The 17,347-nt window shown below is 43.3% G+C and carries 14 protein-coding genes; 8 read left to right on the top strand and 6 right to left on the bottom strand.

The features are described 5' to 3' along the window. Positions 1-111: 111 nt before the first annotated feature. Both ACSAZK_RS10060 and fhcD read left to right on the top strand, forming a co-directional pair. On the top strand, positions 112-591 hold the full coding sequence (locus tag ACSAZK_RS10060; protein ID WP_440956995.1) for a chemotaxis protein CheD: 480 nt from the start codon (positions 112-114) through the stop codon (positions 589-591). 976 nt (positions 592-1,567) lie between these two features. Further along, positions 1,568-2,461 (top strand): formylmethanofuran--tetrahydromethanopterin N-formyltransferase, encoded by an 894-nt coding sequence (gene fhcD, locus ACSAZK_RS10055; RefSeq protein ID WP_440956994.1) that lies wholly within the window; start codon positions 1,568-1,570, stop codon positions 2,459-2,461. Positions 2,462-2,575: 114 nt separating this feature from the next. Here fhcD and ACSAZK_RS10050 read toward each other — a convergent pair whose 3' ends face one another. Continuing rightward, a complete protein-coding gene (locus ACSAZK_RS10050) occupies positions 2,576-2,701 on the bottom strand; it encodes a hypothetical protein (RefSeq protein ID WP_440954021.1) in 126 nt (41 codons plus the stop codon). A gap of 352 nt (positions 2,702-3,053) precedes the next feature. Here ACSAZK_RS10050 and ACSAZK_RS10045 point away from each other — a divergent pair, with 352 nt between their 5' ends. After that, the gene (locus ACSAZK_RS10045) at positions 3,054-3,374 is read left to right on the top strand and encodes a DUF4405 domain-containing protein (RefSeq protein WP_440954020.1); all 321 of its coding nucleotides are present in this window, start codon (positions 3,054-3,056) and stop codon (positions 3,372-3,374) included. A gap of 71 nt (positions 3,375-3,445) precedes the next feature. On the opposite strand, the gene ACSAZK_RS10040 is transcribed toward ACSAZK_RS10045, so the two are convergent. From ACSAZK_RS10040 to putP, 4 genes are all read right to left on the bottom strand, one after another. Continuing rightward, a complete protein-coding gene (locus tag ACSAZK_RS10040) occupies positions 3,446-4,984 on the bottom strand; it encodes a TraB/GumN family protein (RefSeq protein ID WP_440954019.1) in 1,539 nt (512 codons plus the stop codon). Between the two features lie 359 nt (positions 4,985-5,343). Next, positions 5,344-6,438, bottom strand: coding sequence for a CBS domain-containing protein (locus ACSAZK_RS10035; RefSeq protein WP_440954018.1), 1,095 nt, complete (start codon positions 6,436-6,438; stop codon positions 5,344-5,346). A 663-nt stretch (positions 6,439-7,101) separates the two neighbouring features. Further along, positions 7,102-8,283, bottom strand: coding sequence for a tyrosine decarboxylase MfnA (mfnA, locus tag ACSAZK_RS10030; protein ID WP_440954017.1), 1,182 nt, complete (start codon positions 8,281-8,283; stop codon positions 7,102-7,104). 1,415 nt (positions 8,284-9,698) lie between these two features. After that, positions 9,699-11,177 (bottom strand): sodium/proline symporter PutP, encoded by a 1,479-nt coding sequence (gene putP, locus ACSAZK_RS10025; protein WP_440954016.1) that lies wholly within the window; start codon positions 11,175-11,177, stop codon positions 9,699-9,701. A 1,444-nt stretch (positions 11,178-12,621) separates the two neighbouring features. Between putP and ACSAZK_RS10020 the strand changes: the two genes are divergently transcribed. Next, entirely contained in the window at positions 12,622-12,792 is a 171-nt protein-coding gene (locus tag ACSAZK_RS10020; protein WP_440954015.1) for a hypothetical protein, read from the top strand. Between the two features lie 37 nt (positions 12,793-12,829). On the opposite strand, the gene ACSAZK_RS10015 is transcribed toward ACSAZK_RS10020, so the two are convergent. Beyond that, on the bottom strand, positions 12,830-13,039 hold the full coding sequence (locus tag ACSAZK_RS10015) for a hypothetical protein (protein WP_440954014.1): 210 nt from the start codon (positions 13,037-13,039) through the stop codon (positions 12,830-12,832). Positions 13,040-13,260: 221 nt separating this feature from the next. Here ACSAZK_RS10015 and ACSAZK_RS10010 point away from each other — a divergent pair, with 221 nt between their 5' ends. From ACSAZK_RS10010 to ACSAZK_RS09995, 4 genes are all read left to right on the top strand, one after another. After that, on the top strand, positions 13,261-14,505 hold the full coding sequence (locus tag ACSAZK_RS10010; protein WP_440954013.1) for an ORC1-type DNA replication protein: 1,245 nt from the start codon (positions 13,261-13,263) through the stop codon (positions 14,503-14,505). 358 nt (positions 14,506-14,863) lie between these two features. Further along, complete coding sequence (locus ACSAZK_RS10005) at positions 14,864-15,424, top strand: dephospho-CoA kinase (RefSeq protein WP_440954012.1); 561 nt, start codon at positions 14,864-14,866, stop codon at positions 15,422-15,424. A gap of 150 nt (positions 15,425-15,574) precedes the next feature. Continuing rightward, a complete protein-coding gene (locus ACSAZK_RS10000) occupies positions 15,575-16,063 on the top strand; it encodes an RNA-binding domain-containing protein (RefSeq protein ID WP_440954011.1) in 489 nt (162 codons plus the stop codon). Positions 16,064-16,208: 145 nt separating this feature from the next. Next, entirely contained in the window at positions 16,209-16,982 is a 774-nt protein-coding gene (locus tag ACSAZK_RS09995; RefSeq protein ID WP_440954010.1) for a sugar phosphate isomerase/epimerase family protein, read from the top strand. Positions 16,983-17,347: the final 365 nt, after the last annotated feature.

Here is a 17,347-nt window from a genome sequence, read left to right as displayed (position 1 = left end):
CTCTCTCAAGTTCAGACATTTTCACCCGACAGGCCTGCCATTAATGGGTTCCGGATGAAGGCAAAAATCAATCATATTCCGCACAAAGGAGGCCTTTGAAAAATGCCCTATATGCCTGATTCCAGCTTGATCATCGTGGGGATAGGGGACTTTGCAGTAGCTAGAAGCCCCGTAAGACTAAAAACCTCAGGACTTGGCTCCTGTGTAGGAATAACGATCTATGACCGGAAAGAGAAGGTAGGAGGTCTTGTCCATGTCATGCTTCCAAGCTCTAAGGGGAATAGCCTTGAGAGCAACCCTGCAAAGTATGCAGACTCGGGAATAGAGTACCTGATAGAAGAAACGATAAAAACAGGAGCATCCAGAAAAAGACTCGAAGCAAAAATCGTCGGCGGAGCAAGCATGTTTCCGAATACTTTTTTGAACATAGGAGAAAGAAACGTAAAATGTGCTAAAATGACCTTAGATGAGTTCGGTATTCCGATTATCGCAGATGACACCGGGAAAAATTACGGACGCACAATAATACTGGACACCTCAACCGGAATTCTTTTTGTAAAAAGCGCTCGCCATGGCTGCAAAGAGATTTAAGGTTGTACTTAGGAAGTGAACGTACAATCGAATATAAGCACCACTTCTTTACACTAATTCATTACACTAATTCATTACACTAATTCATTACACTAATTCATTACACTAATTCATTACACTAATTCATTACACTAATTCATTACACCACTTCTTTACACCACTTCTTTACACTACTTCATTACACCACTTCTTTACACTACTTCATTACACCACTTCATTACACTACTTCTTTACACTACTTCTTTACACTACTTCTTTACACTACTTCTTTACACTACTTCTTTACACTACTTCTTTACACTACTTCTTTACACTACTTCATTACACCACTTCATTACACCACTTCATTACACCACTTCATTACACCACTTCATTACACCACTTCATTACACTACTTCATTACACTACTTCTTTACACTACTTCTTTACACTACTTCATTACACCAATTCCTTTGAATTGAACTACAAGAATATCTTCAAGGTCATTCAAAACTTCTTTGAAAAAAGGTCCATTTCCATTTCTCTGAAAAATTATATATCCAATATAAATATTATAATTGACATTAATAATACGAATAGTATTACAAAGTTTAGCATGTACTGCGTAAACGGGTGATAGTTGCGATTGAAACTGCAAATGATGGGAGGAAATTGCAGAAAACTCGCAGATGAACTGCAGAAAATCGCACGTATACTTCCATGTCGCAGGTATACTTCCATGTGGCTGTGTTCAGGATGCCGGCAGACTGGCAGGAGCAACGTCAGACAGTTTCAGACCGTTGCTAACAGATGCAAACAGATAACAGCGCCGGACATTATTGAACAGAATCCGCCTTGCTATATTGGTACATGCGATATTATATGTACAGTAAGATATGTACAGTAAAGAACATCCCAATACAGCGATAACAATCGAATAACGGTAAAACGAAAACAGCAAAATAACATAAATCGACCAAAAAAGCGAGGGATTTTTATAGAACTCAATGGCGTAGAAATCGAAGATACATATGCAGAAGCGTTTCCGATCAAGATTGCAAGAGTCCTCATAACCGGTGCAACAAAGCGCTGGGCTCAGGTGGCAGCCACTGAAGCTACCGGCTTTGGGACCTCAGTTATCATGTGCCCTGCAGAAGCCGGGATCGAAAGGTTTGCAAGCCCGAGCGAGACCCCCGACGGCAGGCCCGGAGTCTACGTCCAGATCTGCACCTTCGGATACAAGGCACTCGACGAGCAGCTCCTCGAAAGGATCGGACAGTGCGTGCTGACCGCGCCAACCACCGCAGTCTTCAACGGGCTCCCTGACGCTGAGAAACAGTTCAACATAGGATTCAAACTTAAGTTCTTCGCAGACGGGACAGAATCTGAAACCGAAATCGCAGGCAAGAAAGTCTTCAAGATCCCTATCATGGAAGGGGACTTCCTGGCCGAGGAAAACATCGGAGGCATCAGCGGGATTGCCGGCGGAAACTTCTTCATCTTCGGAGACTCCCAGATGAGCGCTCTCACCGCAGCCGAAGCTGCAGTGGACGCAATTGGCGAACTTGAAGGTAGCATCACCCCCTTCCCTGGAGGCATCGTGGCCAGCGGGTCCAAGTCCGGAGCAAACAACTACAAGTTCATGAAAGCCACCGCTAACGAGAAGTTCTGCCCCTCCATCAAGAACACGGTAGAAGGCACCGAAATTCCTGCCGACGTCAACTCCGTATACGAAATCGTCATCAACGGGCTTGACGAGGAAAGCATCAAGAAGGCAATGAAAATCGGAATTGAAGCCGCAGTTACCGTCCCTGGCATAAAGAAGATCACAGCAGGAAACTACGGTGGAAAACTCGGTAAGTACCAGTTCAAGCTGCACGAGCTCTTCTGAGCCCTGCTGCTTTTTTCTTCCTTTTTATGTATTTTTTAGTATTATTTCTTTTCTGAAATGTGTTTTTTCTTGTTCCACTTTTCTGAAATGTGTTTTTTCTTGCTCCACTACTCCTTATTCACTCTGCCTTTTATCACCCATTGTTTTCTTTTTATAGCATAACTTTTTATTTCCCCTAATACCCTTTTCTTTTTCCCTACTACACCAATAATATACTTTTTTATACTTTTCGTTTTCCATCTTACATTTTTCACATCATTTCTTATACTTTTCGTTTTCAACCTTACATTTTTCACATTATTTCTTACACTTTTCTTTTTCCCTATTCCCCATTTCTTATCCCCTTTTACACAACTCATTTCTGTTTTTACTTCTTTTTTTACTCATTTACTTGTTTCAATTTCTCTATCCCATACTCTTTTTATTTTTCAGGTTATTATTACTTTTAGAATATGCAGATAAGTGCATATTGCGTTTCAGGACAGAACCCTTAAGACATACTTGCCATGAGGAATTCAAGAAGTATGATTTTTAACACCAGTAAATCAATGAATTGGAGTGTAAAACTGAAAAAATCAAAAAATAGACGGGAGTGAAAAAACTGAACAGAACCAAACTCAATTACATAGTGGACTTTTGCCTGACAGCTCTGTTTCTAATCGTAGCCTTCACTGGCTTTTTCATGTACTTTTTCATACCTTCGGGAATCCCCCGTGGGATGTATGTCGTCTACATGGGGCTCACAAAGGCTACATGGACCTGGATTCACAACAAATCAGCGATACTGATGACAGTTGCCATAGCCATCCATCTAATCCTGCACTGGAGATGGGTCGTGTGCACGACTAGGAATTTCTTCAGGAGGGAAAAAGTAAAAACAGAAGTCTGTGACTCCGTTTGTGAGTCCGAATGAATCTTGTTTCAAGGAAAAAGAAAAGTAGGAATGAAAAAAGAGAATCAGAACCCGAAGCTAAAAAAAGAGAATCAGAGCCCGAGGGCACTGAAACCTGAAAGGATAACTTCCCGCGGGTCGATGCCGGTTACCTGTACCATGACATAGGCACCCAGGAAGGTCCCTATCACACTGCCTACGTTTGCAAAACTGGCTACCAGAAGGACTCGCATAAACCTGTTTTTGAACATTTCCCCGAAGGTATCGATCCCTGCAAGAGCCTTTATGTCCTCGGTGGTCGGGTTACGCTGTTTTGCTTCGACGAGACCGGCAAACCAGCCTGCGGCCATCATGGGGTTCAGGGAAGTCAGCCAGGCCACCAGGAAAGCCGTGACAATGGAATAGGGGTGACCGCCCGCGAGCAGAGTCCCGGCCGCACTCAGGGTTCCGTTGATAAGGAACCACCAGCCAAACGCTATTAGCAGGAGTTCCAGAGGTGTGCCCGAGAGGAACAGGAGCAAAAACACCGCTATGGCCAGGGCGACAATCCCGAAACCAATTGCTTTGCCTGCACTGAAGCGCTTTTTAGGGATTTCCATGAGATTGCGCAGGGGAGGAATGCTCTTCGGTTCCTGGAGGTATTTGAGAACCCCGGGCTTGTGCCCTGCCCCTATAACCACAACAATAGTTTTATTCCCTCCTGCTGCTGTCCTGAGAATGCTACCTGCAAGGTAAGCATCCCGCTCATCTATCAGGACTTCGGCCGCAGTCGGGGCAAAGTCCCTGAGTTCACTAACAAGGGCCGTGACCACATCCTGTTCCGTGATGCTGTCAATATCGATATCAGCTCCTTTCCCGATTCCGATCAACCCTCCGACAAGAGAACCAAGCATTCTGATTTTTTCAAGGAACTTCATCCTACCCCAGAAACGCTGGAGCGTAATCTGGATGTCCCGGTCGATAAGGGCTACCCTAGCTCCTGCAGCCTCAGCCTCCTCAATTGCCATAAGCATCTCGGAACCTGGTTTGACACCCATATCTTCCCCGATCTTCTTCTGGACATAGGCAAGCAGCCAGTGGATCAGGTAAAAGTAGACCTTTCCTCCACCCAGGATATCTTTAATAGGGAGCTGCGTCTCCTGGACATTACCCTTCAGGGAATCATAGCGCCCCCGGCAGAGTTCAACAGCCACAATATCAGGCTTTAACTTCCTGATTGTTGTCCTGACCTCTTCCACGCTCTTCTCCGAAACATGAGCGGTACCTATGATCACTATTTTCGAAGGCTGACGCTCAGCCTCCCGGGTCTCAACAACCTGAACCCCCGGAGTGGACTGAAACTTTGAAACGGGAGTTGAACCGGCCAAAGGTTCTGCAACAAAGCCGGAGCTCAGGTCCAGCTTTCCCTCGACCACAGTTCCTGCCTCAGCCGCAGATTCAAGTACCTCCGCCTCGGCATTCTCCGGCTCGGAGGCTGAAGAATTAGAAAGTTCAGACTTTCCTGCAGAAACATCACCTTCCGCAGATTTGGTAGCAAGTTCATCCACAGAGTATATAGAATCCTGAGAAGAACTCTGAAAGTAGTACTCAGGCTCTCTGTCCTGAGAATCTGTGACATCGGATTTTTCCATTATCAGTCTCTCTGTTGCGGCGGCCCAGAAAAGAGAAAAATTTTTCTGAACCCTGAAACCGCTTCGTTTAAAGATTTAAAGATCTGGAGTATGGTAATTACCTGCCAGCAATTTATAATTTTTTGCTCCTTGAAATTTTTTCCAGAATCTTGAACAGTAAGAACTCAATCCTGCAAGAACCTATCCAGTTATGGATCTTATAAGAACTCATTTGTAAGAACCTATCCAGTTATGGATCTTATAAGAACTCATTTGTAAGAACCTATCCAGTTATGGATCCTATAAGAACTCATTTGTAAGAACTCATTTGTAAGAATTCATTTGTAAGAACTCATTTGTAAGAACTCATTTGTAAGAATTCACTCACTCATTAGCTTCAGGGTCCGTACAAGATCTGTCCTGGAAAGGATTCCAACCAGATTCCCGTTATCAATGACAAGGAGCCTACCGATATTCCGGCTCGAGACCAGTTTCAAAGCATCGGTCGCATGGCCATCAGAGGGTATGGATACAATATCTTTAGTCATTATATCCGAGACAAGAAGTACAGGCCGCTCGAGTATGGGAACCCTTTGGACATCAGTAAAGCTCACTACTCCTTTCAGGACACCGCCTTCCATGACAGGGTAACCCATGTGTTTATTTTCGAACATGAAGTGAACCAGGTCTTCAACACTCATGGAAGGGTGGACCGAGACCACAACAGGAGTCATTATATCCCGGATAAATATGTCTTCGAGGGTCACCGAAGCCTGAGTGGAACGTTCTTCTTCCGATGCCCCGACATAGATGAAAAGGGCTATCAGGGGGAACCAGAGGTTGCCAATCAGAATACCGAAAATAGCCATAAGGATTGCAAAGAACTTCCCGACAGCTGCCGCACTCTGGGTAGCCTTTACGTACGACATTTTCCTGGCATAAAGAGCCCGAAGCACCCGGCCCCCGTCCATGGGAAAAGCAGGCAGGAGGTTAAAGACTCCAAGCACCAAATTCATTGCCCCGAGGATCCAGATTGTAAGGAAAAAGGGGTTCTCCGCAAGCGCCGAGTTAGGAGATATGAAGGTTCCGTAAACGAAAAGACAAACGAAACCTATCACCAGGCTCGTTAAAGGCCCTGCAAACGCCATCTTTGCTTCCTGTGAAGGTACCCTTGGCATCTCTTCCATCGACGAAACACCCCCGAAAAGGAAGAGTGTAATGCTGTCAATATTGACCCCGTACCGCATCGCCAGGTAGGAGTGTGCAAGTTCATGCAGAAGAATGGACACAAAGAGCAGGATAGCTGTCAGTGTCGAGAGCGCATATCTGGTCAGCGGAGGCTCAACCCCCGAAAACCCGAAAGGCTGCGGATTGATCGCAAAGACGTACGCAAAAACGGGCAATATCAGGAGAAAAGTAACGTGTAGCTTGATTGGTATGCCCATTACACTTCCGATTTTCAATGAAGATTGCATAAATAAAATCCCCCTCTCATTAAGATAATTTTAATCAGGAGATCCCTGATCCGAAGATACATAATATACTCAAATCCCATGTACTACTCAAATCCCCATGTACTACTCAAATCCCCATGTACTACTCAAATCCCCATGTACTACTCAAATCCCCATGTACTACTCAAATCCCCATGTACTACTCAAATCCCCATGTACTACTCAAATCCCATGTACTACTCAAATCCCCATTTATTACTTTGATAATAATCCTATAGATATTTACTGTACATAATAACCCTATAGATATTTACTGTACATAAACTGAAGTCCAAAAGAGTGACCTGAAAAAAAGATCGTATAAGATCAGATCCGACCATTCACATAGTTAGAATAAAAACCTGACCGAATAGCCTGCGCTCAGATGCAAGCCGCTTGAAACCCAATCCACTTAAAATCTACCGATATTCCAAAGTCACTGGTTGCTTCAGAACCATCGATTAACTAGAAGCCAGCTAACTAAAAAACCAGCTAACTCAGAGAAAGGTTAATCCAAAGTTTAAGGTATTTTCAGCTAACTCAGAGAAAGGTTAATCCAAAGTTTAAGGTATTTTCAGCTAACTCAGAGAAAGGCTAATCCAAAGTTTAAGGTATTTTAAGGCTCTTTCAAAGTCCGAAGCCGTTTCAAAGTTCTGCTACTACCTTCTCCAGAGCCTTCAGGAATTCTTCGATATCCTGGGTTGTAGTGTGGGGCATGAGGACGAGGCGGAGGGCTCTGGGGCTGCGCACAATTGAGACGTTCCAGCCAAATTTTTCATGGAGCTGTTCCCGGACAAGGTCAGGTTCAGGCACACCGAGGGCGACGACGTTCATGACAGGGGTGAGCAGGGGATAGAAGCCTAGTTTTCTTGCACCTTTTACAAGTTTTTCAGTAAGCTCCATGCAGTATTCCACGTTTTTCCTGTATCCTTCCCTTCCGAGGTGCTTCATCACAGCATAGGTTGCAGCAGCTGAGGCCCCGGTTCGGGTGCCTGTGAGGGTGAACTGGGATTTTGTGGTGAGATAAGGAGTTTTGACCTGAAGGGAATCGAGGAAGCTGTGCGACCTGAAGAGCAGAGCGCCCGAGGGAATTGTGGAAAGGCCCATCTTGTGCGGGTCAATGGCGACGGAAGTAACACCTGGCACTTCAAAGTCGAAAGGATATGACTTTTCAAGGAAGGGAATTACAAAACCCCCAAAAGCAGCATCAATATGCAGGAAAAGGTCCTTTTCAAGCGCAAGTTCAGAGAGACTTTCTATAGGATCTACCTGTCCGAATTCCGTGTTTCCGGCTATTCCCACAAGCCCTATGGTATTTTTATCGGTCAGTTTTTCCACGGAAGCCAGGTCAACCCTGAACTCAGGATCCAGACCAGCCCTTCGGATCTCTATTCCAAGCATATTTGCGATCTTATCAAAAGAAAAATGAGCCGAATCCGGGATTACGATGTTGGGATTTGTGATCTGCGGTTTTCTGTGAGCACTCAGGTTCTTCATTGCCCTGATTGCCTGGATATTGGATTCTGTCCCCCCGGTTGTAAGATAACCACAGAACTCCCCGTCGGAAAACTTCCCGGAATTTCTAAGGGAAGGAGCATGGAGCAACTCTCCCAGCATGCTGATGACTTCCTTTTCAAAACCATAAGTTCCCGGAAAGAGCCCGAGATCTCCCAGGTTGGCCTCAATAAAAAGCATGTGAGCCTCCGCTGCAATTGCATGGGGATGAGTGCACATTGAACTTAAAACACGATAATAATCCGTATCCTCTGATTTCGCCTTTTTCAGGAGGGATAAAACCTCTTTTTCAGAAAGACCCTGCTCATTCATATGGATAAACTAAAAACAATTCTATTTAAAATACTTATGGAATGGGTTTATGAAAATTCTTACAGGAAGATGGAATGCTCAAGACACTCCAATGTGAATTTTTTAAAATTTGTATGAGGTTAGTTGTTTTGATTACCTGGAAAAAAAAAGAATTAAAAAATAACTTTAGAACGAGAGTAAAAAACAGGATTTTATTAATAAGTTTGTAGAGGGGGACCCCTTGGTTTCCACTGGAGAACGTTTCTGATGGAGAACGCAAATTAATAAAATGAAACTTAGCAATGTTTTTTTTCATTTTTTCATTTTTCCATTTTATCTTAAATCCTTCCACAAAATTAACTTTTTTTTAACAAAATATATATACAATTAATGTTATAACACAACAACATTATTTTGTTACCATAACTAAATAAAACTTTGTTTTATTTTGTTACCCAAAACTCCAAACCCCCTCCAGTGGAAATCATACCCTCCCGGTCTTATTTAAAGGTTGCACTGGAAATAAAGGGGTCTACATAACAGATCTTTTATCTTTACAAATTTATCTTTTTACATTTAGAAAGAGAAAAAGATCAAAATTGAAAGAGATTAGCAAACTAGAATCTTTGAATTTTTTTCAGTTTTCGTCTTTTCCAATTTTTGTCTTTTCCAATTTTTGTCTTTTCCAATTTTTGTCTTTTCCAATTTTTGTCTTTTCCAATTTTTGTCTTTTCCAATCTTTCTTCACTTTTGTTAAGTCGCTTTCTTCAATCTAGGTGAAATTGACAGTTCAGGCCGAATTTTTAGAAATAGAATAGAGAATAGAGAATAGAATAGAATAGAATAGAATAGAATAGAATAGAGAACAGAATAGACAATAGAATAGACAATAGAATAGACAATAGACAATAGAATAGACAATAGAATAGACAATAGAATAGACAATAGAATAGACAAATTCTTAGGAACAATTCAAATCAGAAATATTTCCAGATTCTCGCTTATTAACTTATTAATTTCCATCAAAATAAAAAAATTTTGAATTTAAGTTAACGAACTGAAAGGTCTTAACTAACCAAAACTCAAAGCGTTGAATTTTTTGAGGAATTTTAAATAGATTTGTTGCGATCATTGCGTTTTTGACTATATAATATGTGGGAAAAATCTGGGGAAAAATCTGGAGAAAAATCTGGGGAAAAATCTGGAGAAAAAAATAAAATCTGAGATGACTCAGGTGGAAAAAAGTTATAAAAATGATCTATCAGTTAATTCTCCCCGGTTCCATCTTGGTTCCATCTTATTTCAGGAAGATTATATTGATAGATCAGATTTGCCGTTTTTCTTATTTTTGTCTTCTTTTTATTTTCGTTTTTCAGAGAATTGAATATTTATGCTTCAGGGGTTCGACATCTTTTTTGTGATTTTTACCCGGTGGCTCACATCTGCTTTACGCGGTCGAACTCTTTCTGGATTTCTGCTGAGGGGCCTTCCTTGTCCAGGATGGTTATGACGTAGATTACGATGCATGAGAGGACAAAACCGGGCACGATTTCATAGAGGTCGAAGATCCCACCTGAAAGCTGCTTCCAGAGGATAACCATGAGGCCGCCGGAAACCATTCCTCCCAGAGCTGCGTTCCTGGTGGTTCGCTTCCAGAAGAGGGAGAAGATAATTATCGGTCCGAAAGCTGCTCCGAAACCTGCCCAGGCATAGGAAACAAGGCCCATAACCGAGTTGTTCGGGTCCCTGGCAATCATGTAGGCGATTGTGGAAATTGCGATAACGGCGAGCCTGCCGAGCCAGACCAGTTCTTTTTCGCTGGCGTCCTTTTTCATGACGATCCTGTAGATATCTTCCGTAAAGGCGGATGCAGCCACAAGGAGCTGGGAGTCAGCGGTACTCATGATAGCCGCAAGGATGGCTGCAAGCAGGATTCCTGCGATTACCGGAGTGAACATGGTGTTGACCAGGACCATGAAAATCGTTTCACTGCCCCCGGCTCCCAGGAATTCGGGGTGGAGGTAGGCCCTTCCTACAAGTCCCACGACGACGGCGAATATCAGGGAAATTACGACCCAGACCATGGCAATGAGCCTTGCCTGCTTGATCTTATCGGGAGATTCGATGGCCATGAAACGGACCAGGATGTGGGGCATTCCGAAATATCCGAGTCCCCATGCCAGGTTTGAGACCAGGGGGATTGCGCCTCCGGCAAGGGCAGTCCAGGGGTTGAGTAGCTGGGGGTCAATGCTCTGGATCAGGTCCAAGGTTGAGCCATATCCACCCATTCCTTTCATGGCCATAGAAGGCACCAGGACGATGGCGCAGATCATAAGTGCACCCTGGAAGAAGTCGGTCCAGCAGACAGCCATGAACCCTCCCAGGAAAGTATAACTGATTATCACCAGGGCACCGATTAGAAGGGCCTGCTGGTAGGGGATGTCGAAAACGGTGTTAAAGAGCTTTCCTCCGGCCACCAGTCCCGAGGAAGTATAAAGCAGGAAGAAGACCAGAATCAGGATGGCTGAAATAATCCTGAGGGCATGGGTATCATCCCTGAACCTGTTTTCGAAGTACACGGGGATAGTGATCGCGTCGCCTGCAATCTGGGTGTACTGGCGCAGTTTCTTAGCCACAAACTTCCAGTTAAGGTAAGTCCCGACAGCTAGACCAATCCCGATCCAGATGGCTTCCATCCCGGCCAGATAGGCATATCCGGGAAGCCCGAGTAGCAACCAGCCGCTCATGTCTGAGGCCTGGGAACTTAAAGCTGTAACCCAGCTGTTCAGTTTTCTGCCTCCCAGGATATAATCAGCGAGATTCTCAGTTTTTCGATAATAGAGAACCCCGATAGAGATCATGAAGAGTAGATATAAAGCAAAAATAAGTATGATACTAAAACTATCCGATACCATTGTTCAACTCCATTTTTTTAAAGGGTTTAAAGAGTTTAAAGGGTTTAAAGAGTTTAAAGAGTTTAAAGAGTTTAAAGAGTTTAAAGAGTTTAAAGAGTTTAAAGGGTTTTGAAGATTTTTAACGAATCTTTAAAGGTTTTAATTTCCAAATCCCTTTTTATGACCTGTTCCATTTGTAACTTTTTTATAACCTGTTCCATTTGTAACTTTTTTCTATCGGTTGTTCTATTTGTGATTCTTTTATACAAATTCGTTCTAGACAGCTATGTTTCAGATTTTTGAATTGCGATTCCTAATTTGAAGCAAATATACCTTCAAGATACATTCAGTAGTATTTATGCAATAATTATTAACACAGCAAATCTATGCAGCAAATTTATACGGCAAATTTATACGGCAAATTTATACAGCAAATCTATACAGCAAATCTATACAGCAAATCTATACAGCAAATCTATACAGCAAATCTATACAGCAAATCTGAATTTGAAGCCCTGCTTTGTTATTAAAAATCCATATTTCAAGGACTTTTTATTTTTTTAGGCAAATCAGGGGTTGGAAACTGACTTATTTAATTATTTTTTATTAATTAGGGTTTTTCGTACTGCAATACAGCTGTATATTTTTATACCTGATTGTCCACATTTTTGAATACATCCATGTATCTCTATATTTTTATAAGTTTTTTGAATTTTTCATTATTTTACCTGTCATTGTACAAAATTTCAGAAAATAATTTTATATAGTTAGGGTCGAGAGATTGAATGGCTTTTTCCTAAAGTTACTTCTGATTTCCTAAATTTACTCCTGCTTTTTATGCCGTTGTTTTTAACCTTGGTGTTTTTTTTATTTTCATACAATTGATTTTAATATTACTATCTCATATAAAAAAAATTTTTATTGTTTCAGTGGAAATGAAGGGGTTATAATTTTTCTAATTTTTTCCACCCGAAAGAGGGGATTCGGCCTCAATCTCCATCAATCTCCCATTTATGGTCTGATCTCCAAATTTTTACTTCAATCTTAAGAATGCCTTTTCCTATTGTTTTTAGCTTGGGATTTGAAGGTCTCAGCCATTTCCATTGGAAACGGGGGGGTCTTCACCATAACTATTAATAAGGTTTACTTCCATTGCATCTACTGCAAATGTGATCCTATGTCGGTTATTTATATACCGATATCACCTTAAATTTTGGTCAAAGAGGAGGGAAGGGTGCAGGAAGTTATCAGGATTTGAGGTTCCTGAAGACTTTATGTCCGCAAATCGGCTTATGGTGCAAAGACTGCGGAATCCCTATTGTTGAACTCCGATTGCCAGGTCTTTGTCTATAATCGAAACTCCATTTCCATTCACAGGATCCTTTTTGCTAAATTTCAATCAGGAGTGAATGGTTAAAAAATGGATCTTCCGATTCAAAAAACTTACAAATAACACTTTAATACAATGCTTGGTATCTCTCTCCACTATTCCATTGGTAAGGAAGTTAATTCGGAGGAGCAGGAGATGGGATCAGGCATGGAAAAACCGTGGAAATTAATTAGATCTTACATAGGGTCTGGTTTTTATGACCCCCCCGTGAAAAAACTCTACTTACCTGTCATTCCCAGGGTATGAAGATTGCCTGATTCAAAGAGCTCCGGTTCCGAGGTCCTCAAGATTCAGAACCCGTAATTACAGAATCCCGGGATGACATTTCTGCAATCCGATGCTTCCGGATATCATAATACATCGAATCATAATACATCGAATCATAATACATCGAATCATAATACATCGAATCATAATACATCGAATCATAATACATCGAATCATAATACATCGAATCATAATACATCGAATCATAATACATCGAAATTTGCATGTAATTCCTGCGTTCACGACTAAATTAACCCCAACGACTAACTTGATCTCCGGATCCAGAAAGCTGTAGATTTAAACTGCAGGTTTCAAGTTTGAAGCTGCTAAATTAAATCGTTTGAAAATGAAGTTGTAAAATGCTCGTAGTGGTTTAAAATTGTGCGAATCCACTCCTAATACATTCCAGTTGTTTGCGATTAATTTGTTGCAAGAAGAGGGTCATCCATGATGAAAGCTCAATCATTAGACGGGCTGTTCGAAAAATTACTTGACGGACAGTCAATTTTCAAAAACAAAGAGGTCCTTCGACCTTCATACACTCCGGACCTGTTACTCCACCGGAATGAACAGATCAATAGCCTTGCAACCATTCTGGTCTCTGCATTGCGGGGGGAGACTCCTTCCAACGTGCTGATCTACGGAAAAACAGGGACCGGAAAAACTGCCGTGACCCGCTATGTGGGAAAAGAACTGGAAAGGGTGAGCGAAGACAAGTCAATCTTCTGCTCGGTGGTCTACATCAACTGTGAGGTCATCGACACGCAGTACCGGCTTCTTGCAAACCTTGCCCGGCATTTTGAGGAAGAGGTCCCTATGACCGGGTGGCCCACGGATCAGGTCTTTATGAAGTTCAAGGAAGCGATTGATTCCAGGGATCAGGTCATTATCATAATTCTGGACGAGATTGATAAGCTGATCAAGAAAGGGGATGATGTCCTCTACAACCTCTCCCGGATCAACACGGACCTGCGCAAGGCCAAGGTCAGCATGATCGGGGTGTCCAACGACCTGAAGTTTACGGAGTTTCTGGACCCGAGAGTCAAGAGTTCCCTGGGAGAGGAAGAACTGATCTTCCCGCCCTACGACGCTGAGCAGATCAGCGATATCCTGAAGCAGAGGGCTAAGATGGCCTATAACGAAGGGGTCCTGGGTGAGATGGTAATCCCTCTCTGTGCTGCCTTTGCTGCTCAGGAACACGGGGATGCCCGGAGAGCTCTTGACCTCCTGAGAGTTTCAGGGGAAATTACCGAGCGGGAAAATCATCCCCAGGTCCTTGAAGAGCATGTGCGCCGTGCCCAGGAAAAGATTGAAGTCGACCGCGTGGTGGAAGTGGTGAGGACCCTTCCCACTCAGTCCAAGCTCGTACTTTACAGCATCATCCTGCTCCGGAACCGGGGTAAGGAAGGCAAGAACATCACCACAGGGGAAATGTATAACGTCTACAGGCAGCTTTGTCATCACATCGACGTGGATATCCTGACTCAGCGCAGGGTAACGGACCTCATGTCCGAACTCGACATGCTGGGCATTGTAAACGCAGTTGTGGTAAGCAAAGGCCGCTACGGCCGGACAAAGGAAATTTCCCTTAGCGTTCCCGTGGAAAACACCCGCAAGGTGCTCCTTGAGGATTATCGGTTAAAGCCTCTGGTTGACTTCAAAACCTCCGTCTTTAACAAGATGTTCTCATGAAAGAGGTTTATATTTTATAATCGGGCATTGGGCAGGTTCTCCAGGCCTTTTTCAAAGGCTTTCTCTAAGACCCTCTTCCATCCCTTCCCTTCTTCCTTTCTTCCTTTCTTTCTTTATTCCTTCTCACTGTCATTCAGAAAAAAATCCACCAGAGTCTTTTACCGGCTCTGCTAGAACTTTTGCGAGTCGTTTTCTTCTTTTTTTCATTTTTTTATTAGCTTTCTTCTTTTTTTTCGTTCGTTCAGGAAATAATATATATGATCCTGTGGTTTGACTACGATCATATTATAAACTTTATAAATCGGCCTGTACGTTTCACGATTCAAATTAAAAGGTTCAAATTAAAGGATAATTTATAATGAAGATCATAGCGTTCGTAGGCATGCCTGCCTCAGGAAAATCCGAAGCTGCCAGGACTGCCGTTGAAATGGGCATTCCCGTGGTTAACATGGGGGACGTGATCCGAAAGGAAGTGCTGAGACGGGGGCTTGAGCCCAGTGACGCCAACACCGGGATGGTTGCAACGGATCTCCGGAAATGTGAAGGCATGGACGCCGTTGCCAAACGTTGCATTTCCCAGATCCAGGAGACAGACTCGGAACTCCTGGTCGTGGACGGGGTTCGCGGGATTGCCGAACTTGAATGCTTCAGGAGGGAATTTGGAAAAAAGTTTGTCCTGGTTGCCATCTACGCTCCCCTTGATACCCGTTTTGATAGGGTTCAGAATCGAGGCAGAAGTGATGACATGGACAGTATTGATGGCCTCCGCAACAGGGACGAGCGTGAACTTGGTTGGGGTATGGGAGACGCCATCATAGCTTCAAATGCCGAAATCGAAAATGATTCCACTCTTGAAGTCTTCAAAGAGAAAGTTATTGCAGTCCTGAAAAACTATTCCGGAGAAAATCCGGCAGAGTAATTCATTTACAGAGTAATTCATTTACAGAGTAATTCATTTACAGAGTAATTCATTTAATAACCTTGCTCATGTAAACCATTAGTATGAACCCACGGATCAGGTCTATCAGCCAAATCCATGTAGTAATTCTATCAGTTAAGGAGTTAATTCATGATACACGTCGAGGTTTCAGCAGCCGTATATCCCACAGAAGATCCTGAAAAGGTTTCCGGGGCAATCTTGAAGCTTTTTTCAGGTATTGAAATTGAAAGGATAGCTTCCGAAGCCGAAAAATCCGAATCAGGAGATGCCGGGTCTTTACCTTCCTTTTACCTCTCAGGGGAGGGAGGTTTTGACCTCCTGTTTACCCTGCACGGGCTCATCCGCAGGGAATCTATCATAGACAGCATGCGCAATAAAGCCTTCAATAAAGGTCTCTCCTCTGACGGCCTCTCTGTTAACTTTTTGCTCAACAAGCAGGCGGCTTTTGTGGGGGTCCCCAGTGTTCCCGCAGAAAAAGAGCCTATAGGGTCAATTGAGGTCAGCGTCAGGGCAGACTCTCCCGAGGAAATGGAGCGTCTTTTTGAGTGGCTCCTGCCTCTTACCGAAGACGGGAAACCGGTTGTTGAAGTGGGAATGGACTACGTGGAAAGGGACTGAAAAGTTAATTATATCTGATTTCCCGCCAACATCTTTACGTCCTACATCTTTACGTCCTACATCTTTACGTCCTACATCTTTACGTCCTACATCTTTACGTCCCGCACTTCTATGCAAATCAATGGAAAAGGAATGAATTGTCGTCATGCAGCTTCATCGAATCAGTTTTTCTTCGCGGTCGGTTGTTGAAGACCCCTTCAAATGGGCCTACACGCTTGAAGACCACGGGTATACGGGCTGGGAGATAGTGCAGGAAGGTTCCCAGTGTCTGAACAGTAAGACCATCCAGAACGTGCAAAACATTCATGAGACCACAAACCTGGAGCTGACCCTGCACCTGCCCTTCTCGGACATGAATCTGGCAGGTTTGAACGATTCCATCCGGGGGGAGGTCATCCGTCAGATGAAGCACTATCTGACCCTGGCCTCGAACTACGTTAACCTGGCAGTGGTCCACCCCGGCTACCTCTCTCCCTACGGGGCGCAGGTCCCGTATGAGGCCTACCAGACAAACCTTGCCTCCCTTACGGAGATCTGCGACTTTGCCGCGGATTTCGGGATCCTGGTAGCCGTTGAAAACATGCCCGATTTCCCCAAAATCTTTGGGAAATACCCGGATGAAATGCATGAGATGCTCGATGCCGTCGGAAGCCATAACGTGGGTTTCACCTTTGATGTGGGGCATGCCAACACCGTGAGGCTTATAGACGAGTTCCTGGACCAGCTGGGAGACCGGATTTCTCACGTGCACATCCACGACAACATGGGAGAAAAAGACGAGCACCTCCCCCTGGGGGAAGGCACTGTGGACTGGAAATCAGTCATGGAAAAACTCTCGGATTATAAAGGGATCTTTGTTACGGAAATGGCTTCTGTAGAAGAAGGGGTCAAAAGCCTTGAATTTTTAAGGAATCTGTAAACGAAGAATTTTATTATTTTTTAATTGAGTAAAAGCTGTTCACTTTCATTTCATTGCACTTTTTTCTTATCAGGTGAGCCAGGGTTTTCGTCTCAAATGTCCTGCTCACTCTAAAAATGAAAAATTTATAAACTAAAGTTATCCTGAGGGAGCTCAGCGTAGGCTATCATTTGATTTTAACTATTTAACTTATTGCAGAAAAACACAGAGTTGAAATAAAAATATCTTTATTCCTGAAACTCTCAGATGAGGTTACTCGGCTGAACAAGGTGTAAATTTCGAAAACATAGCTCTTGAAAAACTCGTTGAATTCCTTTTTCAATCTGTAAAAACAGGCTGTATAAAGTTGAAGAATTTCAAAAAGC

It is taken from the genome of Methanosarcina sediminis, assembly GCF_052056915.1.
In the GTDB taxonomy this organism is placed as follows: Archaea; Halobacteriota; Methanosarcinia; order Methanosarcinales; family Methanosarcinaceae; genus MTP4.
This window is presented reverse-complemented; position numbering and strand designations above follow the sequence as displayed.

Coding starts and splice junctions, on each gene's coding strand:
- ACSAZK_RS10060 (WP_440956995.1), top strand. CDS start 112: ATGCCTGATTCCAGCTTGATCATCGTGGGGATAGGGGACTTTGCAGTA.
- ACSAZK_RS10050 (WP_440954021.1), bottom strand. CDS start 2,701: ATGGAAAACGAAAAGTATAAAAAAGTATATTATTGGTGTAGTAGGGAA.
- ACSAZK_RS10040 (WP_440954019.1), bottom strand. CDS start 4,984: ATGGAAAAATCCGATGTCACAGATTCTCAGGACAGAGAGCCTGAGTAC.
- ACSAZK_RS10035 (WP_440954018.1), bottom strand. CDS start 6,438: ATGCAATCTTCATTGAAAATCGGAAGTGTAATGGGCATACCAATCAAG.
- mfnA (WP_440954017.1), bottom strand. CDS start 8,283: ATGAATGAGCAGGGTCTTTCTGAAAAAGAGGTTTTATCCCTCCTGAAA.
- putP (WP_440954016.1), bottom strand. CDS start 11,177: ATGGTATCGGATAGTTTTAGTATCATACTTATTTTTGCTTTATATCTA.
- ACSAZK_RS10020 (WP_440954015.1), top strand. CDS start 12,622: ATGCTTGGTATCTCTCTCCACTATTCCATTGGTAAGGAAGTTAATTCG.
- ACSAZK_RS10015 (WP_440954014.1), bottom strand. CDS start 13,039: ATGCAAATTTCGATGTATTATGATTCGATGTATTATGATTCGATGTAT.
- ACSAZK_RS10010 (WP_440954013.1), top strand. CDS start 13,261: ATGATGAAAGCTCAATCATTAGACGGGCTGTTCGAAAAATTACTTGAC.
- ACSAZK_RS10005 (WP_440954012.1), top strand. CDS start 14,864: ATGAAGATCATAGCGTTCGTAGGCATGCCTGCCTCAGGAAAATCCGAA.
- ACSAZK_RS10000 (WP_440954011.1), top strand. CDS start 15,575: ATGATACACGTCGAGGTTTCAGCAGCCGTATATCCCACAGAAGATCCT.
- ACSAZK_RS09995 (WP_440954010.1), top strand. CDS start 16,209: ATGCAGCTTCATCGAATCAGTTTTTCTTCGCGGTCGGTTGTTGAAGAC.